The 22,801-nt window shown below is 46.6% G+C and carries 20 protein-coding genes; 10 read left to right on the top strand and 10 right to left on the bottom strand.

Annotated features, from left to right (window positions below):
• Positions 1-11: 11 nt before the first annotated feature.
• Entirely contained in the window at positions 12-566 is a 555-nt protein-coding gene (gene pgsA, locus LRP49_RS19445) for a CDP-diacylglycerol--glycerol-3-phosphate 3-phosphatidyltransferase (RefSeq protein ID WP_274144131.1), read from the top strand.
• Here pgsA and LRP49_RS19440 read toward each other — a convergent pair.
• The 5 genes from LRP49_RS19440 to LRP49_RS19420 form a co-directional block, all read right to left on the bottom strand.
• The gene (locus LRP49_RS19440) at positions 563-2,104 is read right to left on the bottom strand and encodes an O-antigen ligase family protein (RefSeq protein WP_274144130.1); all 1,542 of its coding nucleotides are present in this window, start codon (positions 2,102-2,104) and stop codon (positions 563-565) included. The two genes, pgsA and LRP49_RS19440, sit on opposite strands and share 4 nt — an antisense overlap.
• 157 nt (positions 2,105-2,261) lie before the next feature.
• Positions 2,262-3,611 carry an ATP-binding protein gene (locus LRP49_RS19435; protein ID WP_274144129.1) on the bottom strand — a complete coding sequence of 450 codons (1,350 nt, stop codon included), beginning with the start codon at positions 3,609-3,611 and terminating at the stop codon, positions 2,262-2,264.
• Positions 3,612-3,620: 9 nt separating this feature from the next.
• A complete protein-coding gene (locus LRP49_RS19430; protein WP_274144127.1) occupies positions 3,621-4,295 on the bottom strand; it encodes a response regulator in 675 nt (224 codons plus the stop codon).
• 137 nt (positions 4,296-4,432) lie between these two features.
• Positions 4,433-6,118, bottom strand: a complete 1,686-nt coding sequence (locus tag LRP49_RS19425; RefSeq protein ID WP_274144126.1) for an aspartate:alanine antiporter — start codon at positions 6,116-6,118, stop codon at positions 4,433-4,435.
• A gap of 313 nt (positions 6,119-6,431) precedes the next feature.
• Positions 6,432-6,695 carry a GrxA family glutaredoxin gene (locus tag LRP49_RS19420; protein WP_274144124.1) on the bottom strand — a complete coding sequence of 88 codons (264 nt, stop codon included), beginning with the start codon at positions 6,693-6,695 and terminating at the stop codon, positions 6,432-6,434.
• A gap of 307 nt (positions 6,696-7,002) precedes the next feature.
• On the opposite strand from LRP49_RS19420, the gene LRP49_RS19415 reads away from it, so the two are divergent.
• The 4 genes from LRP49_RS19415 to LRP49_RS19400 all read left to right on the top strand — a co-directional run bounded on the left by LRP49_RS19415 (position 7,003) and on the right by LRP49_RS19400 (position 11,626).
• Positions 7,003-8,184 (top strand): iron-containing alcohol dehydrogenase, encoded by a 1,182-nt coding sequence (locus LRP49_RS19415; RefSeq protein WP_274144122.1) that lies wholly within the window; start codon positions 7,003-7,005, stop codon positions 8,182-8,184.
• Positions 8,185-8,279: 95 nt separating this feature from the next.
• Positions 8,280-9,002, top strand: coding sequence for an oxygen-insensitive NADPH nitroreductase (gene nfsA / locus LRP49_RS19410; protein ID WP_274144120.1), 723 nt, complete (start codon positions 8,280-8,282; stop codon positions 9,000-9,002).
• A 358-nt stretch (positions 9,003-9,360) separates the two neighbouring features.
• Positions 9,361-10,584, top strand: a complete 1,224-nt coding sequence (locus LRP49_RS19405; protein WP_274144118.1) for an L-lactate MFS transporter — start codon at positions 9,361-9,363, stop codon at positions 10,582-10,584.
• Between the two features lie 454 nt (positions 10,585-11,038).
• Positions 11,039-11,626 (top strand): RNA polymerase sigma factor, encoded by a 588-nt coding sequence (locus tag LRP49_RS19400; RefSeq protein ID WP_274144116.1) that lies wholly within the window; start codon positions 11,039-11,041, stop codon positions 11,624-11,626.
• A gap of 79 nt (positions 11,627-11,705) precedes the next feature.
• On the opposite strand, the gene LRP49_RS19395 is transcribed toward LRP49_RS19400, so the two are convergent.
• The 4 genes from LRP49_RS19395 to pabB form a co-directional block, all read right to left on the bottom strand.
• Positions 11,706-13,067, bottom strand: coding sequence for an L-serine ammonia-lyase (locus LRP49_RS19395; RefSeq protein ID WP_274144115.1), 1,362 nt, complete (start codon positions 13,065-13,067; stop codon positions 11,706-11,708).
• A 238-nt stretch (positions 13,068-13,305) separates the two neighbouring features.
• Positions 13,306-14,571 (bottom strand): serine/threonine transporter, encoded by a 1,266-nt coding sequence (locus LRP49_RS19390; protein ID WP_274144114.1) that lies wholly within the window; start codon positions 14,569-14,571, stop codon positions 13,306-13,308.
• Positions 14,572-14,773: 202 nt separating this feature from the next.
• Positions 14,774-15,457, bottom strand: a complete 684-nt coding sequence (locus LRP49_RS19385; protein WP_274144113.1) for an NUDIX hydrolase — start codon at positions 15,455-15,457, stop codon at positions 14,774-14,776.
• 98 nt (positions 15,458-15,555) lie between these two features.
• Complete coding sequence (gene pabB, locus LRP49_RS19380; protein WP_274144112.1) at positions 15,556-16,908, bottom strand: aminodeoxychorismate synthase component I; 1,353 nt, start codon at positions 16,906-16,908, stop codon at positions 15,556-15,558.
• A 291-nt stretch (positions 16,909-17,199) separates the two neighbouring features.
• Between pabB and LRP49_RS19375 the strand changes: the two genes are divergently transcribed.
• Positions 17,200-18,714: a fumarate hydratase gene (locus LRP49_RS19375; RefSeq protein ID WP_274144110.1), complete on the top strand. Its 1,515-nt coding sequence runs from the start codon at positions 17,200-17,202 to the stop codon at positions 18,712-18,714.
• 173 nt (positions 18,715-18,887) lie between these two features.
• Here the strand turns inward: LRP49_RS19375 and LRP49_RS19370 are convergent, their stop codons facing one another.
• A complete protein-coding gene (locus LRP49_RS19370; protein ID WP_274144109.1) occupies positions 18,888-19,853 on the bottom strand; it encodes an integron integrase in 966 nt (321 codons plus the stop codon).
• A gap of 244 nt (positions 19,854-20,097) precedes the next feature.
• Here LRP49_RS19370 and LRP49_RS19365 point away from each other — a divergent pair, with 244 nt between their 5' ends.
• From LRP49_RS19365 to LRP49_RS19350, 4 genes are all read left to right on the top strand, one after another.
• A complete protein-coding gene (locus LRP49_RS19365) occupies positions 20,098-20,604 on the top strand; it encodes a P-loop nucleotide/nucleoside kinase family protein (RefSeq protein ID WP_274144107.1) in 507 nt (168 codons plus the stop codon).
• A gap of 147 nt (positions 20,605-20,751) precedes the next feature.
• Positions 20,752-21,363: a hypothetical protein gene (locus LRP49_RS19360; RefSeq protein ID WP_274144105.1), complete on the top strand. Its 612-nt coding sequence runs from the start codon at positions 20,752-20,754 to the stop codon at positions 21,361-21,363.
• 130 nt (positions 21,364-21,493) lie between these two features.
• Positions 21,494-22,012: a GNAT family N-acetyltransferase gene (locus tag LRP49_RS19355; protein WP_274144103.1), complete on the top strand. Its 519-nt coding sequence runs from the start codon at positions 21,494-21,496 to the stop codon at positions 22,010-22,012.
• Positions 22,013-22,150: 138 nt separating this feature from the next.
• Positions 22,151-22,684 carry a cysteine hydrolase family protein gene (locus LRP49_RS19350; RefSeq protein WP_268675085.1) on the top strand — a complete coding sequence of 178 codons (534 nt, stop codon included), beginning with the start codon at positions 22,151-22,153 and terminating at the stop codon, positions 22,682-22,684.
• The last annotated feature ends 117 nt before the right edge of the window (positions 22,685-22,801 follow it).

Here is a 22,801-nt window from a genome sequence, read left to right as displayed (position 1 = left end):
CAATTACAACTATGCGACTGAACATCCCCATTATTCTGACTCTTTTACGCATCGCATTAATTCCTGTTTTTGTCATCGCGTTTTATCTTCCTTACGAGTGGTCGGCGTTTGCTGCTGCACTTATTTTCGTCATTGCAGGTTTTACGGATTGGTTGGATGGGTATCTCGCTCGTACACTAAACCAGACGACACGATTTGGCGCATTCCTCGATCCCGTCGCCGACAAAGTGATGGTAGCGATTGCGCTGGTTCTGATTGCAGAGCATTACCATTCGATTTGGGTGACAATCCCAGCGGCAACCATGATTGCCCGTGAAGTGATTATCTCTGCACTTCGAGAATGGATGGCAGAACTGGGCAAACGAGCCAGTGTTGCCGTGTCTTGGGTTGGCAAGTTTAAGACTGCCGCTCAGATGTTTGCGCTGACCATGCTTCTCTGGCGTGAGAACGAGTGGATCATCTACATTGGTTATGCCGCGCTTTATATTGCTACTGCGCTGACCTATTGGTCGATGTACCAATATCTGCTCGCGGCAAAAGACGACCTGCTCAACGCAGACGACTAACCGTCGTTATCCGATGCTTCAGAGGCTGCCTTAGGGCGGCCTTTGTGTTTTCTGGGGTTGGGCTTTACCTTGAGCCGTTCGGGTAATCCTCCTCGCTTTTTGAGTGCTTCCTCTGCGATTTCTTCTGCGGTTTTCTCCCGCGTTCGTTCTATGTTGTTGACAAAGTTTGAGACGGCGGCAGTCAATGCGAGCAAAATGTAGATTGGCCATGTGAAGCCTTGCGTCAGGAAGGTGCCAGAAACACAAAATGCGACCATGCCAGAGTAAAGCCCCTCAGAGATACTACGTACGACCGGATCGTATATTTGAGGGTGTTTAGAGACGATATTTGCGGTTTTCTGTGCCGATCGGAAAACGATAAAGGTCATCACCAGAAAAGCGATAAGACCCAAAAAGCCAGTCTCTCCCAAAACACCGAACCAGGTACTGTGTACCGCATGGTTTAAGCCATCCCAATGGGGGGAGTAGTAGAAGTAATTGAAGTAAAAGTTGTTGAGTCCTACGCCCGAAATAGGGTTATCAACGGCCATAAAAAAGGCGGCTTCCCACGCATAAAGTCGACCTTTCGCCGATTCATCCAATCCATCCTCAGCGGCACCACCTGATTTTCTTCCACTGATACCGGCAAATGCAAATAGGATGAGGAGTAAGATGCCACCGCCGACAAACAGTAGCGTTTTGGATTTCACACGTCGCCATGCAATCACACCTAACGCAGACATGATGCCGAGTAGGCCACCCCGGCTTTGTGTGCCGATAATTGCCATGAAAAGTGCTGCTGCTGTAATCGCTCCAAATATTCGCTGTTTTGTCGGAAGGTCAGTCGTAATCGCGATTGAAATGGCAAAAGAGAAGGGAAATAAGAGTACCAATGCCAAGTCGTTCGGGTCACCCAATACAGACCCAAGCTCTCGGCCCACCGTGACTCGGGTTTCTTCGACCATCCCAATACCGTTCATTTTGTTGTAATTGGTCACGAGGGCAATACAAAGGCCTGACACCAATATCATGGTGAGTGCTCGGCGATAGTGGGACACACTGGTAAGCAGCCACGCCAACGCGGGTGTCATGATTCCAATTTTTACATAGATATTTTTGTAATAGGCAAATGCCTCACCAAAGTTACCTGCCAGCGGCAAACCAATTGTAACCAGCGCAAAAAACGCATAGAAACTGCCTAGTTCCTTGCAGTTAAACATGCGAATTTTGCCGCTAAAGCCAATATGCCACGCAAGTGTTGTCAGCGTGCCAAGGGAAAGCATTAAGGGAATTTTGAGGGAATAGAGTGGGGCGAAGGCTTCGTGCAACCTGAAAAATGAAAATGCGATGAAAAGAAGCCCTAACAGTACAGGTTGGCTAATGGTGATAAGTACAGCAAAGGGAAGAATGCCAATGGCAACGGGAATAATGGGATGAGGAACGATGAGCCATAGCCCGCAAGCGAGGGCGATAAACAATCCAGTCGCATGGACGAAGTGCGTCCGCAGCCTTGTGAGCAGCAGTTGGCGTTGGTTTTCAATCCACTTTAACAGTTGCATCTATCGTGCTCTTTACCCCCATGTATGGAAACTTGAGCAAACTTTGTGCCAGTGAATAAGATAGCTGTAAAGCGGCAATTTTGTATGGAAATCAATAAAAAACCGCGCTTTTTGGGCGCGGTTTTCTTAAATTGCATGTCAAAGTGAGAGAGGTCAGTTAGTGTGTTTTCGGAAATGTCATCACAAAAGCTGCGCCTTCCAGCGTTGAGGTCAATGCTTTGATCTGTCCGTCATAACTGTGGACAATTTCATCACACACAGCGAGACCAATGCCGGTTCCCGGGTTGAGCTGATCAGCCCTAACGCCTCGTTGGAAAATGGATTCTCTGACATCTTCTGCAACACCAGGGCCATCATCTTCGATCACGAGCACATAGTTTTCCAGCGTTTCTCTGGATGAAATACGGATTTCAGCGATACAGAACCTAAACGCATTTTCCAGTAGGTTACCCAGCAGTTCGGTCAAGTCAGCTTTGTTTAGAGGAAGTGACGGTAACGCCGTTGTTTCAATGGAAATGGTGACCGGTTTATCGCCATAAATTTTGGCAAACATCCCCGTCAAACTGTCTAAAACAGGCTTGAGCTCCGTTTTTTCTCTGACTAAGCCTCGATCGCCCACCAAAGCACGACGTAGCTGGTATTGCACCATGTCGTCCATTTGGCTGACCTGTTCAACAATGCGCTTGCTAAGGCTATCTCTGCTCAGCGTGCTGTCATCAAGCAGCGCATTGGTTACTGCAAGGCGGCTTTTCAGGCTATGGGCTAAGTCGTCCATAGCGTGGCGATAGCGCTGCGTCTGCTCTTTTCTTAGCTGGATCATACGGTTCAAAGCTTCCGTAACTTCTTCAAGCTCAGAAGGGTAATCCTGATCAAGCTTTTCTCGGCGAGACTCCGCTATTTCATTAAGCTCTCCGGCCAGTTTTCGAAGTGGGCTGAAACTCCAATAGGAAGCGGCATACAGTAAGCCAGTTGCACCGAGGAAGAGCATGGTTACGTAAAACCATGTCTTACTTTTGATCTCGGACATTTTTTCCAATTGAGGGCTTACTTCGCGTATCACGAAGAAGTTTTCATTCTTTGAATGCGTTGCATCACTGATGACGTGCACGACATAGGGAAGATCTTTGTATGTCACCAAATCGGGTTCTGATGTCTCAAACGGAATGGCAGAACAAATGTCTTCCATGCCTTTGTTTTTTGCATCAGAAGACATCCAAAGCACGGTATCGTCGCGTTGGCAGATGAAGGCAAGGTATTTAGATGGTGCGTCGACAGATTTTGGTTCTTGAGGAAAGTTTTTCTTTGCCAGTTCAAGCAACCTGTCGCGTCGTAACTCACCAACGATGTGGGGAACCGCGGTCACCAAATCGGTAGAATATAACGCGACATAGCTTTTAATGTAGAGCTGGTTCAGTAACAGTCCAAATGCGATAGAAAACACCAGAATTATCGAGATAGAGGTCGCGATAACCCGCTTGTGCATCGGCGGTGTCATTTTGGATTTCATGATATTGGTTTAGCTGACATTGAGTTCAAAAATGTACCCTTGACCACGAATAGTGGAAATTGGATTGTCTTGTCCTGCTTGCGTGAGCTTCTTGCGTAGGCGGCTCATCATGACTTCGATGGTATTTGGGTCACCTTCTTGATCCTGATAAAGCACATCGAGCAAACGCTGTTTGGACACTACCTGTCGATTATGGCGGACCAAATATTCGAGCAGGTCGTACTCAAACGCAGTCAGTTCAACGGCGACATCTTCAACAGCGACTTTCTTCGCCAACAGGTCAATGACAATCTTGTCGGCACAAAGCTCGGGTTTCACAAACCCAGCACTTCGGCGAACCAGCGCATTCAGGCGCGCCACCAACTCTTCTTTTTGAAAAGGTTTGACCAAGTAGTCATCGGCACCTGCATCAAGGCCTGAGACCTTGTCTTGCCAGTTAGCGCGACCCGTCAAAATAAGAATAGGGGTGCGAACGCCAGCGCGGCGAATGTCTTTAATCAGGCTCACCCCGTCTCTGTCAGGCAGACCAAGATCGACAATAGCAATGTCATTTGGATAGTCTTTTGCAACGAACAGGCCTTCCTCCGCATTTGGTGCGCAGTGAACTTGATTTCCAAGTTCGGAAAGTTCCGTTTTTAGGTGGTGACTTAGAAGGGGGTCATCTTCGACTATCAGGATTCGCATAGCTAATGGCCTCGGGGAAAAGGTGCTCTATCTGATTAATATTCAGCGAACAGTGTAACGCTGTTCGCTGAATATTGGCTGACCGAATTCATACCCAATCAACATGACGTCGTCTGAATTCGAGCATCTTCAAATTGTTACGTCAGTATTACGAGAAGTGTTCCCGCAAAGGTCAATAGGACGTTTGCAATGGCATAAGTACCCGCATAGCCAAGCGCAGGGATAGTGCTTCGTGCATGGTGGTTAATCATGTCCATTGCAGGTGCACAGGTACGCGCACCAATAATGGCACCAAACAGCAATGCGCGGTTCATGTTCAAGACATACGCACCCACCAAATAGGCCAGAATCACGGGTATGACACTGACTGCCAACGCGCCTAGCATGATGGTAAAGCCCATTTGCTGTAAGTATTCAATCAAGTTGCTACCTGCACTCAAGCCTACGCCGACCATGAAGGTCATCAGCCCCAGTTCTTTTAGCATATTGATCGCACCTTGAGGCACGTATCCGAATGTTGGGTGGTTAGCACGCAAGAAGCCGAGCAAAATGCCTGCAATCAACAAACCTGAGGCATTACCCAATCCGATGGTCATGCCACCAAATGTCATGGTGATCAAACCGAAGATCAGACCAAAAATAAAGAATGAGCAGAAGGCCAGCATGTCTGAGACTTGGCTGTGAATCGAGATAAAACCAATGCGTTCGGCAAGGCCCATTACTCGACGTTTCTCGCCACTGACCTGCAACACATCGCCTTTTGCCAACATGATGTTGTGATCCATTGGCATTTCGATTTGCGCGCGAACAACGCGGTTCAAGAAACAGCCGTATTCCGCGAGGTTCAGGTCGGATAAACGCTTGCCGATAATGGCGTCGTTTTTCACCACGATTTCTTCTTCAACAACGCGAAGGTCAAGCAGGTCGCGGTCGAATACCTCTTTGCCGTTACGGAATGACGGGTCAAGACGCGCATGGCTGTCCGGGTAGCCCACCAGTGCGATTTCATCGCCTTCTTGTAAGATGGCGTCGCCGTCTGGGTTCGCGAGAATGCCGTTACGTCGAATACGCTCGATGTAACACCCTGTTTGACGGTAAATACCCAATTCGCGAAGGTTTCGTCCATCTACCCAATTGATAAGCTCCGGCCCCACGCGATAAGCACGAATAATAGGTAAGTAGACTTTGCGCTGCGAAGAACCGCCTAAACCACGTTCTGCCGCAATCTTTTGTGCAGAGTGCTCAAGGTTTTCTTTTTGCAGTTTTGGCATCAAGTTTGCGAGCAAAATAAGACTGACCAAGCCCACCAAATACGCCAAGGCATAACCCACACTTAAGTTGTCGATCATGTCTGCGATTTGTTGAGGCGAGTAGTCAACACCCGCTAACCCAGCGTTCAGCGCATCTTTTGCACCTACAAGGACAGGAGTAGCTGTTAATGCGCCTGCCATCATGCCGGTGGCGATGCTGCCATCAACACCAAATTGGTAACGCATGAGAAGCGTAATAGCTACCGAGGCACTTAGCACCGTGAGTGCGAGCACCAAATAGGATTTGCCGTCTCGAAAGAAAATACCGAAAAAGTTAGGTCCTGCCTCAATACCCACACAAAAGATAAAGAGCATAAAACCGATGTTTAGGGCTTCGGGACTAAAGGTGAAACCAGCATGGCCAAAACTCAGTGCTGTAACAAGTACACCAATAGAGTTACCAAACTGAAAGCTGCCAATACGTATCTTGCCGATGGTCAAACCAATCGCAAGAACAACAAATAACAAAAGAATATCGTTTTGAACGAGCAAAGTGTTTACGTCGATGTTCACTTAACTACTTATCCGCGTGCGGGGGAGGAAAATTCTGGTCGGGTATTATACGCATTTGTAGCGAAATGTAATTTAAGAATGCGATAAATTTGGCACTTTAATTCAGGTATTTGTCAGAAGACCAACAGGATATCGTGAAGAATAATTTACAGGTACTTATCGGGTTGAAAATGTGAGTAATTTGCGTGATTTTCTCGGGTGAAAATCATCAGGATTGTTGCGTCTTGTCGACCAAAGAAAAAAGACAAGATAATGGAAAAAGTAGAGATAAAGAAAAAGCGGCTCGAAAGCCGCTTTTTCTTATTCGATACGATTACTCGTACAGACCCAGATTTGCTTTTGAGTATGCTTCAAACTCAGTGAAGCCACCTACGTGCTCTTGGTCAACAAAGATTTGAGGTACCGCTTCAACTGGCTTACCGACTGTTTTTTCCAGATCAGCTTTGCTAATGCCTTCCGCATGAATGTCGACATAGCGGTAGTTGAAATCGTCGCGCTCAGCTTTCAGTTTATCTGCCAAATCTTTAGCGCGAACACAAAATGGGCAACCTGGACGACCAAAAATCACTACGAACATAATAATATCCTATCTCTTATCTGCACTGATGCTGTGAGCACATTCCTTGGGCCACAACACCCTGAAAATCTTTGGTATCACTATGCACTAAGCCGAATTCTATGAAAAGAAGGTTTTGTCTTTTAATTCAATCGAAGAAATCTATCAATCACACGATGTTGCCATTCCACCTGCGATAAAGTCTCTGTGACGCTCTCAACACATGTTTAAAACGGACGCCGAATTAACGCACTTAACTGCGCTATATCAATTCTCAAATCAGGTGTCTACGCCATTCTACGTTCAGGTCAGCATTCAAGGAGAGACCATGTTTCAGTTCATGACGGCAACAAGGATTATTTTTGGGGAGGGCGCGTTGATTAACTCGCTGTCCGTGATTAACCAGTTTGGCTACAGTGCTTTGGTTGTGACAGGCTCGGATGAAGAAAGAGTTGCCCCTCTCCTTGGCTACCTAAAGCAGCAGAACATTCGCTACCTTCAGCTTTGTATCCATGGAGAGCCGTTGATCGCCAAAGTGGAAGAAATGGTTGAAGGTGGACGCCAGTTTAAACCAGATATGATCATTGCTATCGGCGGTGGTAGCGTGATGGATGTGGGTAAGGCGTTATCCGGCCTAATCCCTAACCAAGGTAGTGTCTATGACTATGTTGATGTTGTCGGTCGTGCATTGCCAATGACCGCAAAACCGCTTCCTTGTATCGCAATTCCCACGACAGCAGGTACCGGATCTGAAGTTACCCGCAATGCAGTGCTTATATCGGCGCAAGAAAACGTAAAAGCGGCATTACGAAGCCCCGACATGATCCCGGATGTAGCGATTATCGATCCCACTTTAACCTATGGTATGGATAAGACGTTGTCAGCGCGTTGTGGCCTTGATGCATTTACACACTTAATGGAAGCCTATGTGTGTGGTGACCCCAATCCGTTAACCGACATGGTATGTGAAGAAGGGCTTCGCCGTTTGGCACCTGCCATTATTCATGCCTGTGAAGACGATGACCCCAAGGCGAGGGCGGATATGGCTTTTGCGTCTATGTTAGGCGGAATGGCGCAGTCCAACGCAAAGCTTGGCGCGGCTCATGGTTTAGCTGCTGCACTTGGCGGCATGCTTGATGCGCCACATGGCGTTATCACAGCGCAACTTGCGCCCTATGTGATGGCCGAAAACATTCTGGCAGCACGTGACGCAGGAAGAATCAGCCTGTTAAACCGATATCGTCAGTTGGCGTGCATCCTGACTGGAAGACATAACGCTGAACCGAGCGATGGCATTCTATGGGTTCAACGTACATTGAAACGGTTAGAGATCCCGTCTTTGTGTGAATACGGCTTGTGTGACTCAGTGTTTGAACAAGTCGCTAAACAAGCGATGAAATCCAGTTCGATTAAAGGCAACGCCCTCCCGCTAAGTGAAGAAAGACTTATTAGTATTCTTGACAGAATGTGCCACCAGGTTGAGGTGTCAGATTACTTAGTGATGGAGTAGTCAAAGAAAGAGAGAGCCATTTTCTGACATGCTGGTTGTAAGGCTTCCTTGTCCGTGGTGATAATAGACGATTCGCTAACAGACAAGGACGCCTTATGAATCCGGTGATAGACACACTTCTTGCTCATCGCTCCATTCGAAAGTTTCAAGACAAAGCATTAACAGAAGATCAAGTCACGACGGTCATTGACTGTGCGAGGGCTGCGTCCTCTTCTAGCTTTATTCAATGCACCAGCATTATTCGTGTGATCGACAAAGAAAAGCGTCGCCTGCTTGCTGAGTATGCAGGGAATCAAGCGTATGTTGCAGACGCCGCCGAGTTCTTCGTGTGGTGTTTGGACTTTAACCGCCACTTACAAATCAAGCCAGACGCGCAATTGGGCTTTACCGAGCAAACGCTGATTGGCGCGATTGATACGGCACTCATGGCACAAAACGCGCTGGCGGCAGCCGAGTCTATGGGATTAGGTGGCGTATATATAGGCGGGATTCGTAACAATCCCGATAAGGTTTCCGAGTTGCTTAACCTTCCCGAGTACGTTGCTCCGCTCTTTGGCTTGTGTCTAGGATACCCCGCACAAGATCCTGAAGTGAAACCGCGTTTGCCGTCATCACTTCTCGTCCATACCGATGAATATCAGCCACTAGATAAAGACGAACTCGCAAAATATGACGAAGAGGTGAGGCATTACTACCGAACCCGGACGGGCGGAACGAAAGAAATGACGTGGAGCGAGCAAATAGATGGCACGCTTGGCAAAGAATCACGGCCATTTATGAAAGCGTTTATTGAGTCAAAAGGACTCAGTGTGAAATAAAATTAAGGGCAACCTTCACCTCCAGTCATTGATACAAACCCCGTATTTATGAGGGTTGCCAAGCACATACATCGCGTTATGCGGCAAGCTTTCGTAATGACAATGCTTATAAACGAAAACTTTTTTTGCAGAAAAGCAAAACTAGATTTTGATCCAGCTCACTTTCCCTGATAGACTCCGCGCGCTTCTGTCATTCTCACCTTATTTGAAGAATGCCAACAATTATTTAATACCCAAACTACGTAAAGTTATATGTGTATGAATAGCATAGGCTTTATGTCGTTTGGGTTTTTGGTTGGGTGTCACCCTAAGGCTTTGCCAGTGACACTTTTTTTAATTGAATTTTTTGAGTCGTAACATGAATAAACTGAACAAAGCTACGGGCGTTCTCGCTGCTGGTTTCTTTATCAATATGTGTATCGGCATCCTGTACGCGTGGTCTGTAATTAAGCAGTCTCTCGTAGAGCAGGGTTGGTCGAACGCCGATGCATCTATGCCTTACACCGTTGCAACCATCTGTTTTGCACTTTCTCTGCTGGTGGCGGGTAACCTGCAAGACCGTATGGGCCCTCGTAAAGTTTTGATCCTTGGTACCGTAATGGTTGGTATCGGCATGATCATTTCAAGCTTTGCTTCAACGCCAATGACTCTGTTGCTGACCTTTGGTGTTGTGACTGGTTGTGGTATCGGTTTCGGTTACGCATGTCTGTCTCCGGCTGCAATGAAGTGGTTCCACCCATCTAAGAAAGGTATGGTGAACGGCTTGATCGCTGCAGGCTTTGGTCTGGCTGCGGTTTACTTGGCACCACTGACTTCTACGCTGATCGCTACTTACGGCGTTCAACAAAGCTTCCTGATCCTAGGTGTTGGTATTCTGGCTATTGCTGTACCACTGGCTTGCACCATCAACAACCCACCTTCTGACTACACGCCAGAAGCACCTGCGGGCTATGTTGCGAAAGCGGGTTCAGGCGACAACAACATGGGTTGGAAGCAAATGGTTAAGACCCCACAGTTCTACTCACTGTGGCTGATGTACGCACTGGCGTCTTCTGCAGGTCTGATGGTGATCGGTAACATCACCTCAATCGCCATTAACCAATCTGATTTGACTCAAGTAGCATTCCTGGTTGTTGTTCTGTCTATCTTCAACTCAGGTGGTCGTGTTGCTGCAGGTATCCTGTCTGACAAGATTGGTGGCCTTAAAACCCTGATGCTTGCTTTCATTATGCAAGGCATCAACATGATGATGTTCGCAACCTACAACACAGAATTCACACTGATGATTGGTGCGGCAGTAGCAGGTGTTGGTTACGGTACACTGCTAGCAGTATTCCCATCTATCACTGCAGACTACTACGGTCTGAAGAACTACGGTGGTAACTACGGCGTGCTTTACACTGCTTGGGGCGTAAGTGGCTTCATCGGTCCTGTTGTTGCAGCAACCGCAGTAGACATGACTGGCAACTACGTAATGGCATACACCATCTGTGCAGCAATGCTGGCAGTGGCTGTGGTTCTGTCTTTCATCACTAAACCAGTGAAAGCAGACGTAACAGAAGGTCAGCCTGTAGCAGCATAATTTTGCTCGCTAGCGAATTCGAGAACCCGCTCAATGAGCGGGTTTTTTTATACCTAAAATCCCCTTGATTGTGTCTCATCGAAAGTTTCAAAGCCATGCCTCCAGTTGCCTATAACGTCACCACAATTCGCGTTTTCTAATGCTTTAACTGCTTCAACACCCCCGAGAAAAAACATCAAATTTACTGGTCTGACTTCTGTTGAAAAGTAATAAAGTGCCTCATCGCTGAGAAAAATGAGACATGCGAAAAACCTACTGCTAGCAGGGTAATCGAACAGCGTTCAATTTTAACGTCTATAAGTAATTGATAATGAACCGCTGGACAGTAGGTGACCATTTTGTACAGCGTTTTTTAACTAAAATTTAGACAAATTCAGATAGAAAACACTGTTTGATTGTTAGCGTCGGTTTGGCTAGGTTGAGTGCACCACTCGAATACCAGGAGGGTATTAACATGCATTCAGTGGATTCAACCTGTTTTCAGAACAGTGAGCGTGAACATATCGAGAAGATTCAAGCGGGGCATCCCAAAGCCCGCAATTACTTTGACCAACTGGTTGCTCGTTATGTATCACCGTTACATCGTCGATGCATGGCTTGGTTAGGGTGTCCTCATGATGCGGATGACGTATTGCAGGAAACCTTGGTACGTAGTTACCGTTATATCCATGCCTATCGCGGCGAAGCTGCATTCAGAAGTTGGCTTTATGCCATTGCTGACAATCAGTGCCGAAGCTACCTGAAAAAACGGGCGACGCATTCACAGCGTTTCGTTTCTGAAGAGCTTCAGGAAGAGGCAGGCAGTGAAGATGTTTGTCCACTGCACGTCGAAGGGGAAGGGATCACCCAATCGGTGAAATCGTTGGCGAAAAGTGCACAGGAAGTGCTGGTATTGCGCTTTGAGCATGATTTATCGCTCGAAGAGATAAGCAACGTATTAGGACTAGGCCTCAGTGCCACCAAAATGCGTTTGTACCGCGCTATCGATGCCGCCGAGAAACATGTTCGAGTCGAAGACAGGGAGGTCTATGCAACCGCTTGAAAAGAAGAGAAATAAGAAACAGATAAAAGAAAACCGCCAGCTTGGCGGTTTTCTTTTTTGAGCATGAACTCAGCGTAGATTAGCAAATGACTTTGATTGCTAGACCGCCCTGAGAGGTTTCACGGTACTTAGCGTTCATGTCTTTACCTGTCTCCAGCATGGTTTCAATAACCTTATCCAGAGATACGCGTGGCTCAGAAGAGCGGCGCAATGCCATACGCGTTGAGTTGATTGCTTTCATTGCAGCAATACCGTTACGCTCGATACATGGCACCTGAACCTGACCAGCAACAGGGTCACACGTTAGGCCTAGGTTGTGCTCCATACCGATTTCAGCCGCGATACATACTTGCTGAGGGCTACCACCCATCAGCTCAGCAAGACCGGCTGCTGCCATTGAACATGCAACACCGACTTCGCCCTGACAACCTACTTCTGCACCAGAAATAGATGCGTTTTGCTTGTACAGACCACCAATCGCGCCAGATACCGCAAAGTAACGCATGTATTCACGCGGACCTACGTTCTGGATGAACTTGTCGTAGTACGCCAAAACCGCAGGGATAATGCCACATGCACCGTTTGTAGGTGCAGTAACAACACGGCCGCCAGCTGCGTTTTCTTCGTTAACCGCGAAGGCGAACATGTTCACCCAGTCAACGACTGCCATAGGGTCATTAGAAAACTTTTCAGACGCAATCAGTTGCTGGCGCAACGCAGCAGCACGGCGAGGAACACGTAGTGGTCCAGGCAGAACGCCTTCGTTGCTCATACCACGGTCCAAACACTCGCGCATGGTGCGCCAGATGTTACCGAAGTAAGTTTGAATTTCATCTTCAGAGTGCATGGCGCGCATGTTCGCCATGACAACTGCACTGATAGACAAGCCGGTTTCTTGACAATGGTTCAGCAGCTCTTCTGCGCTGTTGAAATCGTAAGGAACTTTGATTTTGTTCTCGTCTTCTTTGCCGAAGTTCTCTGCATCAACGATGAAGCCACCGCCGATAGAGTAGTAAGTTTTGGTGTAGATCTTCTCTTCACCGATCCACGCGTGGATTTCCATACCATTTTCGTGCAATGGCAGGTTAGACGTGTGGAAGTTCATGCCGCCTTCACGTGGGAAGTCAACAGTGTGGCAGTGCATGCCCACTGGCAGACGCTCAGTTTCTTCTACGCGCGCGATAAAGCCAGGAATGCTATCGATATCCACGTGCTCAGGAGAGTTACCTGCCAGACCCATGATGATGGCGATATCAGTGTGGTGGCCTTTACCCGTCAGTGACAGAGAGCCGTAAACATCAACGGTGATCTTAGTTACGTCACGCAGTTTGTCCATGCTACGCAGATCGTCGATGAAAGATTTACCGGCTTTCATTGGACCCACAGTGTGAGAACTAGAAGGGCCAACACCGATTTTGTAAATGTCAAAAACGCTGATCATTTGTCATACCTCAGTCAATGCCCGCTATTTACTTAGAGCGAGCATTTGGATTCATTTTTCGTTTTCATCCATCCGTGGAGGCGACCAGTTTTCGAACCGGAGAGTTTCCTTGGTTCGAGATTGGAAAGCAAAAAAAGAGCAAGGACGTTAAGCGTATCCTTGCTCTTTTTTGTAGGTCGTATTCTATACCCAAGCTACATGAAGGTACAGGCCTCGGTAGCTTGGAAAGAACAATTTCTTACGATACGAAACCGTACATGATTGCAGAAATTGCTACCAGACCCATGACCGTTACAAATACGTTGCTCGCTTTACCTGCGTACTTCTGCATGGAAGGTACTTTCTTGATAGCGTACATCGGCATGATGAACAGGATAGTCGCGATAATTGGGCCGCCCAGTGACTCAATCATACCCAGAATGCTTGGGTTGATGGTTGCAACGATCCAGCTAGTAACGATAACGAACGCTACAGTAAACATGTCAATTTTCTTCATGTTTACAGTCTTGTTGCGTGAACGCAGTTGCTTAACGATCAGACCGTTCAGACCTTCACGTGCACCCATGTAGTGACCGAAGAAAGAAGAAACGATAGCAACGAATGCAACGATTGGACCCAAGTAAGAAATGAATGGGCTTTCGTGCTTGTTCGCCAAGTAAGACAGAACTGGCAGGTTTTCAGCTTTTGCTTCAGCCAGATCAGCAGGTGTCAGGCTCAGAACACAAGAGAACACGAACAGCATAACGAAACCAAGTAGCATGCCCGAGGTACGGAACAGGATTTGGTTTGATTTACGCTCAGCGTTCTCACCGTAGTTGCGTGACTGTGCCATAGAGAACGCAGAAATCGCAGGGCTGTGGTTGAACGAGAAAACCAGTACAGGGATAGAAATCCAGATGGTGGTCATGAAATCACCGACTGTTGGAATTTGCTGCAGTGCAGACGTGTTCCAATCAGGGATAAGGTAAAGAGACATGAACAGCAGGATTGCTACCAATGGGTAAACCAAGAACTGAGTCACTTTCAGCATCAGTTTCTCACCCGCCAGCATCACTGACATCATACCCATGATAAGGATGATAGACAGTACTGAACGTGGCAGAGATTCCATGCCAAGTTGGTGAACCATGAAAGAGTCAACAGTGTTAGTGATACCAACGCCGTAAATCAGAACGATTGGGTAAATCGCGAAAAAGTAAAGCAGAGTGATGAGTTTACCCGCAGTCGCGCCGAAGTGCTCTTCTACAACTTCAGTGATGTCGCTACCTGGCTTTTTAGATGACAGTACGAAACGTGCCAAGCCACGGTGCGCAAGATAAGTCATAGGACCTACCAGCACAGCCAGAGCAACCAGCGGCCAGAATCCATTAAGGCCCGCATTGATTGGAAGGAAAAGAATACCTGCGCCTACTGCGGTTCCGAACAGAGAAAGCATCCAGGTAGTATCTTGCGCAGACCACTTCATTTTGTCAGCGCTGGTTGTCGTTGTAGATTGTGTTGTCATTGATGGTTTACCAATAAAAATACGAAACAGATCAGGAACTGGTGCGTATTGTTGCCATATTTGCATTGGAAACAGTGATCGAGATCACTTTATGTGGCATTGGAAACCCGTGCTACTAAATTAATTGCTCTCAGTACACATTCATTTTTTAGGGTTTAAAAAACATGTTTAATGTCTTTAAAAAAAGTTGAGATATTAAAATTTAGTTGAGCGAAAGTTGCTGGGAAAGTGCATGGAGGATTTGTGCGGTAACACCCCAAATCAGGTGCTCACCAACGCCCATTGCATAGATGTGATAGGTATTTCCGCGAACGAGAAAAGGTTGTTTCGTGATCGCATCACGTCTTAAAAATCGAGCAAGTGGAACCTCAAACAGACTGTCCACTTCGTTACTGTCGAGCGTTGGCTGGTAATTCGCATCAACAAACATAATCACAGGTGTGACAAGGTAACCGCTGACCGTCGGAAGCGGCGAGAGCGTGCCAAGGAGGTCTTCACGCTTCGCGACCACACCGATTTCTTCTTCCATCTCCCGCACTGCCGTTTCCACGATGTCCTTGTCACTTTTTTCAACCTTGCCACCGGGAAAGCTGATTTGACCGGGATGATGTTTCAGATGACGGGCGCGCTTAGTGAACAAAACGTGTAATTCGCCGTTTCGCTCGGCCAATGCAATGGTCACGGCAGCAGGCCGAAACTGGATGTCATCGAGCCGTTTCATGGCATCTGTCGCACGCTGAATGACCTTTTTATCGTAATGAAATGCAGGCGTTAGACTAAATCGTTGTGTCAGCCAGTGACGGGAGAGGGGACGCATTGGACACTGGCGTTTGACTGACGCCAGTTGACCATTATATGTGATGAAATTTGTGTCCGTCCCTGACATAAAAAAGTGGGTTCCTTCTTTTGCTTACTAGACAACGTCTGATTGCGAAAACGACGCTTTTTCACGAAGACAGTGCTTGTTCACCAAACATTGCGTGTTCACGAAGACAGCGTTGGCAGAATCTTACTCAGCTTGTCGAGCGTTTCCTGATATTCAGAATCAGCTTCGCTGTCTGCCACGACACCACCGCCTGCCCATGCGTAAATCTGTTCGTTCTGGCAAATCAGTGTGCGAATGGTAATGCTGGTGTCCATGGTGCCACAGCGGCTGATATAACCAATGCTTCCACAGTAAATACTCCGGCGGTGAGGTTCTAACTCCTCGATAATTTCCATCGCCCTGACTTTAGGTGCGCCTGTGATAGATCCGCCCGGGAAACAAGCGCGAAGCAAATCAGATGCGTGTTTACCGTCCGCCAATGTTCCCGTTACAGTACTGACTAAATGGTGCACGGCCGGAAATGTCTCAACATTGAAAAGTTTAGGCACATTTACCGATCCCGGCGAGGCGACACGGCCAATATCATTGCGTAGCAGGTCAACGATCATCAGGTTTTCCGCACGATCCTTCTCTGCTGTTAACAGATCCTCAATATTTGCAGAGTCCGTTTCCTTGTCTTCGCTGCGAGGGCGCGTACCCTTAATCGGCTTGGTTTCTATTTCCTGACCGTGTAACTGCAAAAAGCGCTCTGGAGACACAGACAAAATGGCGGCATCGTCTAACCGGATAAAGCCGGAGAAGGGTGCGCCATTGACGGCTGCAAGTTTCTCGTAAGCTTCCCACTCACTGCCTTGGTATGCCGCGCTGAAACGTTGTGCGAGGTTGATTTGGTAGCAGTCGCCCGACTTCAAGTATCCTTGGACGCGATTGAACTTATCTGTGTATGTTTTCGGCGTCATGTTTGCCTGCCAGCTACCTTGTAACGCAAAAGGTGCTGTATCCACGACCGCACTTTCGGTGAGCCAAGCGAAACGATCTTGCCCGTGAGGTTGAATCACCACGAGTTTCTTTTCGGTATGATCTGCAATTACCGCCCAGTCATAAATCCCAACGCCCATATCAGGAATGGTGATGTCTTTCTCGGCGATCTCTGGCAGCGTTTCAACTTGGCGGCCAAGATCGTAACTGAAATACCCCAGCGCACCGCCCACAAAAGGCCAAGGATGCATTGGAGGAAGTTCAGGCAATAACGCACGTTGTAACGCGCGTAACGCTTCAAATGGATCAGATTCAGACACGACGGTGCGGCCATCTCTGTAATCAATCGTGTTTACCCCGTTTTCACTGCAAATCGTGGCAATAGGATCCGCCACCAGAATATCGAATCGATTATCAGGGTGTTTGTCCGCTGCCGATTGCAACAACATCGCCCAAGGCTGCGATTGAATACGGGAAAATAGGGACGTGAGTGCTGTCGGAGAGTACTCAAGAAACTGCAGAGTGATTGGCATACGTCTCGATTCGGTCATTTTCGTGTTTTTGTGATCGGTATTGATGCGCTCAATAGCGCTAAAACTGCCGTAAGAGTATCATAATCGCAGGTTTTATGGCGATGAGTGACAAATTTGTTGTGCCTCTCAGAATGCGCAAACTTGTCCCAATAAGTTACTCTATGCGTAAGGATACAAAAGGTTTCGCCTTTCAGCGTGGCCTTGTCTAGGTTTTAATAAAACATACTGGCAGCTCTACCCGAACCCTACATTCAGGTAGCACCAAGGAACATAACAATTAAAGAGGCAATTATGACTGTCATTCGTAAGGAAGACGTCATCGACAGTGTCGCTGACGCCCTGCAGTATATTTCTTACTATCACCCAATCGACTTTGTTCAAGCCCTTGAAAAGGCCTACAACAAAGAGCAAAGCCAAGCAGCGAAAGATGCGATCGCCCAAATTCTCATCAACTCTCGCATGTCTGCTGAAGGCAAACGCCCGATCTGTCAGGACACAGGTATCGTGACCTGCTTTGTGAACATTGGCATGAATGTTCAATGGGAAAGTGATTTAACCGTACAAGAAATGGTGGACGAAGGTGTTCGTCGCGCTTACAACAACCCAGATAACCCACTTCGCGCCTCGGTAGTGGCTGATCCCGCGGGTAAGCGCACCAACACCAAAGATAACACGCCCGCTGTTGTTCACATCAACATGGTGCCGGGCGATAAAGTCGAAATTCAAATCGCGGCTAAGGGCGGCGGTTCAGAAAACAAAACCAAGATGGTGATGCTTAACCCGTCAGATGACGTTGCCGCATGGGTAGAGAAAACGCTACCGACCATGGGTGCGGGTTGGTGCCCACCAGGCATGCTAGGCATAGGTATTGGTGGTACGGCAGAAAAAGCGGCCGTATTGGCGAAAGAATCGCTGATGGAACACATAGACATTCAAGAGCTCATCGACCGTGGCCCACAAAATGCGGAAGAAGAACTGCGTTTAGACATTTTTAATCGCGTTAACAAACTGGGTATTGGTGCACAAGGCCTTGGCGGTTTGACGACAGTGGTGGATGTGAAAATTAAAACTGCACCAACGCACGCAGCGTCAAAACCTGTTTGTTTGATCCCGAACTGTGCAGCAACCCGTCATGTTCATTTTACCCTTGATGGTTCCGGTGCAGCCGACCTTCAGCCACCAAAACTGGAAGAGTGGCCAGAAGTAACATGGGAAGTGGGCGAGAACGTGCGCCGCGTTAACCTCGACAACATCACCAAAGAAGATGTTCAAGAGTGGAAGACAGGCGAAACGGTACTGTTGACAGGTAAAATCCTGACAGGCCGTGATGCGGCACACAAACGTATTCAAGAAATGCTCAACAGCGGCCAAGGCCTGCCTGATGGTGTGGACTTCAACGGTCGCTTTATCTACTACGTAGGCCCTGTTGATGCAGTTGGTGATGAAGCAGTAGGCCCTGCAGGCCCAACAACCTCCACCCGTATGGACAAGTTCACTGACATGATGCTTGAAGAAACCGGTTTGATGGGCATGATTGGTAAAGCTGAGCGTGGCCCTGCGACGGTTGAGTCCATCAAACAGCACAAAGCTGTATACCTGATGGCAGTTGGCGGCGCAGCATACCTTGTTGCGAAAGCAATCAAGAAAGCACGCGTTGTCGCGTTTGAAGATTTGGGTATGGAAGCAATCTACGAGTTTGACGTTGTTGATATGCCAGTGACAGTTGCCGTTGATTCTGCCGGTAACAACGCGCACCAAATCGGCCCTGACACGTGGAAAGTGAAAATTGCTGAAATGGAAGGCTAATCCCTGACATTTAAACCACGAAAAACCGCAGCTGAAGCTGCGGTTTTTTTGTGCCTAATTTTTTGAAATACGCCCAAACTTTTGGTGCCAAGTGCCTGTAAACAAGCTCAATTCGATAACATTGCCTTAATCAATGTATTACTGGGCATGTGTTCAGGGGCGGTAGCGTTTCATCACATAAGCCTCGACAGCGGACTAATCACACCATTTGCGCCGCTGTTCAGCACATGTGTATATATTTGCGTGGTTCTTACGTCTGAATGCCCGAGTTGCTCCTGTACCGTTCGTATATCAGCACCTGTCTCAAGCAAATGTGTCGCGAATGAATGTCTAAGCGTGTGGCAACTGACCTTTTTCTTAATTTCAGCCTGTCTTGCTGCGTCTTTAACAGCTCTTCTTACTGTGGTTTCGTCAATATGGTGACGTCTAGTCAACCCTGATGAAGGGTCAATCGACAACTTGTACGAAGGAAATAAAAATTGCCACCCAAGTTCCTTGTTAGCTGCGGGATATTTTTTGGCTAGGGCATTGGGTAACCAAACACCGCTGTAAGATGGATTCACCAAGTCCATTTCATGGTATTTTTCGACCAGTGATATTTGGTTTCTAATGAGTGGGATGAGTTCTTTAGCGAGCGTCACGCGGCGATTCTTTCGTCCTTTACCTTGCCAGATAAGCACTGAGTAATAATCAAAATCGATATCTTGCACTCTGAGCCTAAGCATCTCAGTTACTCGTAACCCGCTTCCATACATCATTTTTACGTGAAGACTACAGGTTGGGGCTAAATGGTGAAAAAGGCGTACTATTTCATCTTGCGTCAGTACGACAGGCAGTTTTGGGGCCCTATTCGATTTGTTGAACGATAAATTATCAGCAAGCGGCTTCTTAATGATCTGCCGATAGAGAAAAACCAGTGCATTTAGCGCAGTCGCCTGACTTTTTACTGATAGTTTTTTTTCATTAGCTAAATAAGACAGGAACAATTCGACTTCTTGGTCGCCCATATCGCTTGGATGTTTCTTTTGGCTGTAAAGAATGAATAAACGAATCCAATAAAGATAAGTATCCACTGTGCGTTTTGCATAGTGACGAGAATACATAAACTCACTGATAGCACTTAGAAAAGGTGACTTCATAGATGTCTCACTGTTACTGTTTATTTATACAGTTGTGAGTGTATAGTAAAAAATCGGTGGTTTTTAGTTTACCGCGCCCGTTTTTCTGAGTTTGCAACGACGCGCAATGTTATATGTAACTGATAAAAATGAGATTTATGATATTGTGTTACACATGTAAGCGGACTAGTCGGGCGTCCCGGTTTTGGACTAAACGGGCAAGTTGCCCGCTAATAAGTTGTTATATGCAAGGGGAGAAGGTCAATTGAACTATCCTATTTTATACATATTTTCGGGTCTCCCAGCTTCAGGTAAATCGACTCTTGCTAAGTTGTTGGCGGCTAAAGTGGGTGCTACGTATGTTCGCATTGATACAGTAGAGCAAGGGCTTCGAGATCTTTGTAACTTCAAAGTTGAAGGTGAAGGGTATCGTTTAAGCTATCGTATAATCAGAGACAACTTAGAGCTTGGGATTAGCTGTATCTCAGACTCTTGTAATCCTATCGAGCTTACGCGACGCGAATGGCAGGAAGTCGCAGAAAGTGTGGGGGCTAAATTCATCAATATTGAAATTAGTTGCTCAGATAGCAGTGAACACGAACAAAGAGTCATCACTCGTAGAAGTGAAGTAACAAACCTAAAATTACCTGACTGGAAACAAGTGCAGAACCGTCATTACGAAGCTTGGAAAGCCGATGTAATCAAAATAGACACGGCAGGCAAAAGTATTGAAATAGCGTTCGCCGAACTAACTGAAAAGCTAGGCGTGTGAAATTGCATATAACAATAAATTTAAGAGTGATTCACAACGCTCGGCGCTTTCACTTCAAGCCTGTTTAGTGTTTATGGCACAATGGTTTAGGTAAGGTGGTTAGCGTTGTTCACACCTTAATTTGGCGTTATATTACTTGGAGCATGGATGGCTAAGACGATAGCTTTGCTTATTACAGTGCCGACAATGATGATGTTCTACATAGGTTTCTATGCTTTGTTTGGTTCGTTTTATATCAAGCAAACCGTATTGCTCATGCTAGTTTTGGTTTCTTATGTTCCACTCTCTACAATACTCGTATTGAAAGACATAAGAGCTCACAAAAGGCTGAAAGCTGAAAGGATGCTGTTGCAGTCACAAGCTGTTTACCCTTCCACCATGAAAACAGCTTCTGTTTCCTATGGAAGTCATACCGAGAATAGGTTGCTATTCCAATCGCTAATGAGCTCTTTGTTTCTAGTGTCTCTGGTCGGTAGTACCGTATTAGTTTCATTGTATGGGGTAATTTCGACGCTTCATAGAAACGACGTAGGTACGGCCAAATTTCATAAGGAAAGCTTCGAGTTAACAAACTTTAAATGCAAAGAGGTAACGGTGTTTTCTCATGTATGTACTGCGGATGTTAACCCAAACTTCTCGGGCTCTAACTGGATTTACCTTACTGATTTTAGTGCCGGGAGCTTTTCGGATTCTAAGTACGAATTGAGCTTAAAAGATACTTTATGGGGTACGTCGATAGAAAGGGTTATTGACAAGTAATATAACAAGAGCATGAACGGGACGTTTACTCGTGGCGCATTTTCAAAAAGTGGTGATTTAGCCGTTTCAATCAAATTGGGCTAGTAAACGCCCGTTATGCTGACGTTATAAAACAAGGAGAGTTCAGCGCTTGAAAATAGATACAGATAGATTAGGCATGACTCAAATTACTGCCGAAGATTGGGAGTTATTTCAATCACTAAATCGAGACTCAGTAGTCATTAGTCTATGCTTTGATGAACCATCATCAGAAGAAATTAAGGCCAGTTTTGAATCTAGGCTACCAGTTTGGAATAAGACTTCTAAACATTGGTTGTGCTTGACCATAACCTTGAAAGATACGGGTGAGAAAATCGGTGTTACTGGTTTTCGTATACATGATGGTGCAGCTGAAGTTGGATTTCTCATTCAACCTACATATCATGGGTTGGGCTATGGAGCTGAGTCTTTAAAAGCATTGCTAGAATGGGCATATCAAGAGCATGATTTACAATCGTTTAATGCAGTTGTAACTGAGGGTAATATTGGTTCAGAGAAAGTGCTAACTAAATGTGGCTTTACGCTGAAAGATGTTATGCCAAACGCCTATGAAATCGGTGGTAAATTGTACGCAGACCATATTTACCAATGCGAAAAAATTGTTTTATAACAAAGCATTTAAGGCGGATTCTCAACGCTTGGCAATTTCAGTTTGGGTCGGCTTTAGTGCTAAATGTGGCAAGGTTTAGGCTTGGGTGGTCGCGTTGTTCACCACTTAATGCGGCGTTAGCCCTATAAGAGGATAATTATGAAATCTGCGGTTCTTGTTATCGATGTTCAATCGATTTTATTCGATCCCGAACCACAACCATTTGAGTCTAAAGTAGTCTTAGATAAGATTAATGAAGTGACCAAATGGGCTAGGAATACGGCAGTTCCAGTTGTTTTCATCCAGCATGAGCAGCTCAATTCTGTGATCGAATTTGGTTCCGATGGTTGGAAGTTGCAGTCGGCGCTTGTGACTCAAGTGGACGATTATTTTGTTCGTAAGACAACTCCGGATTCGTTTTTGAATACAAACCTTCAAAGTCTTCTGACAGAATTAGGAATCGACAATGTAATCGTCTGTGGTTATGCGTCTGAGTTTTGTGTTGATACGACCGTTCGCAGGGCTGCTGGGTTAGGTTATTCGGTTACGTTGATATCGGACGCTCATACAACCCACGATAAATCGCATGCTACCGGCGCTCAAATTCGAGCGCATCATAATGCAACATTGCCCAATATTTCGAGCTTTGGTGTAAAGATAGACGCAATTGAAGTTGGTAGCCTTTTGGCATAGGGCTAACAAAGCGTTTAAGACGGATTCCCAACGCTCGGCATTTTCAGCTTACTTTAGGTTAAGTGTTTATGTCACAATGGTTTAGGTAGGGTGGTAGCGTTGCTCACCACTTAACGC

The sequence above is a fragment of the Enterovibrio qingdaonensis genome, assembly GCF_028683135.1.
In the GTDB taxonomy this organism is placed as follows: Bacteria; Pseudomonadota; Gammaproteobacteria; order Enterobacterales; family Vibrionaceae; genus Enterovibrio; species Enterovibrio qingdaonensis.
The sequence above is the reverse complement of the archived record's forward strand: the minus strand, read 5'-3'. Positions and strand labels throughout refer to the sequence as shown.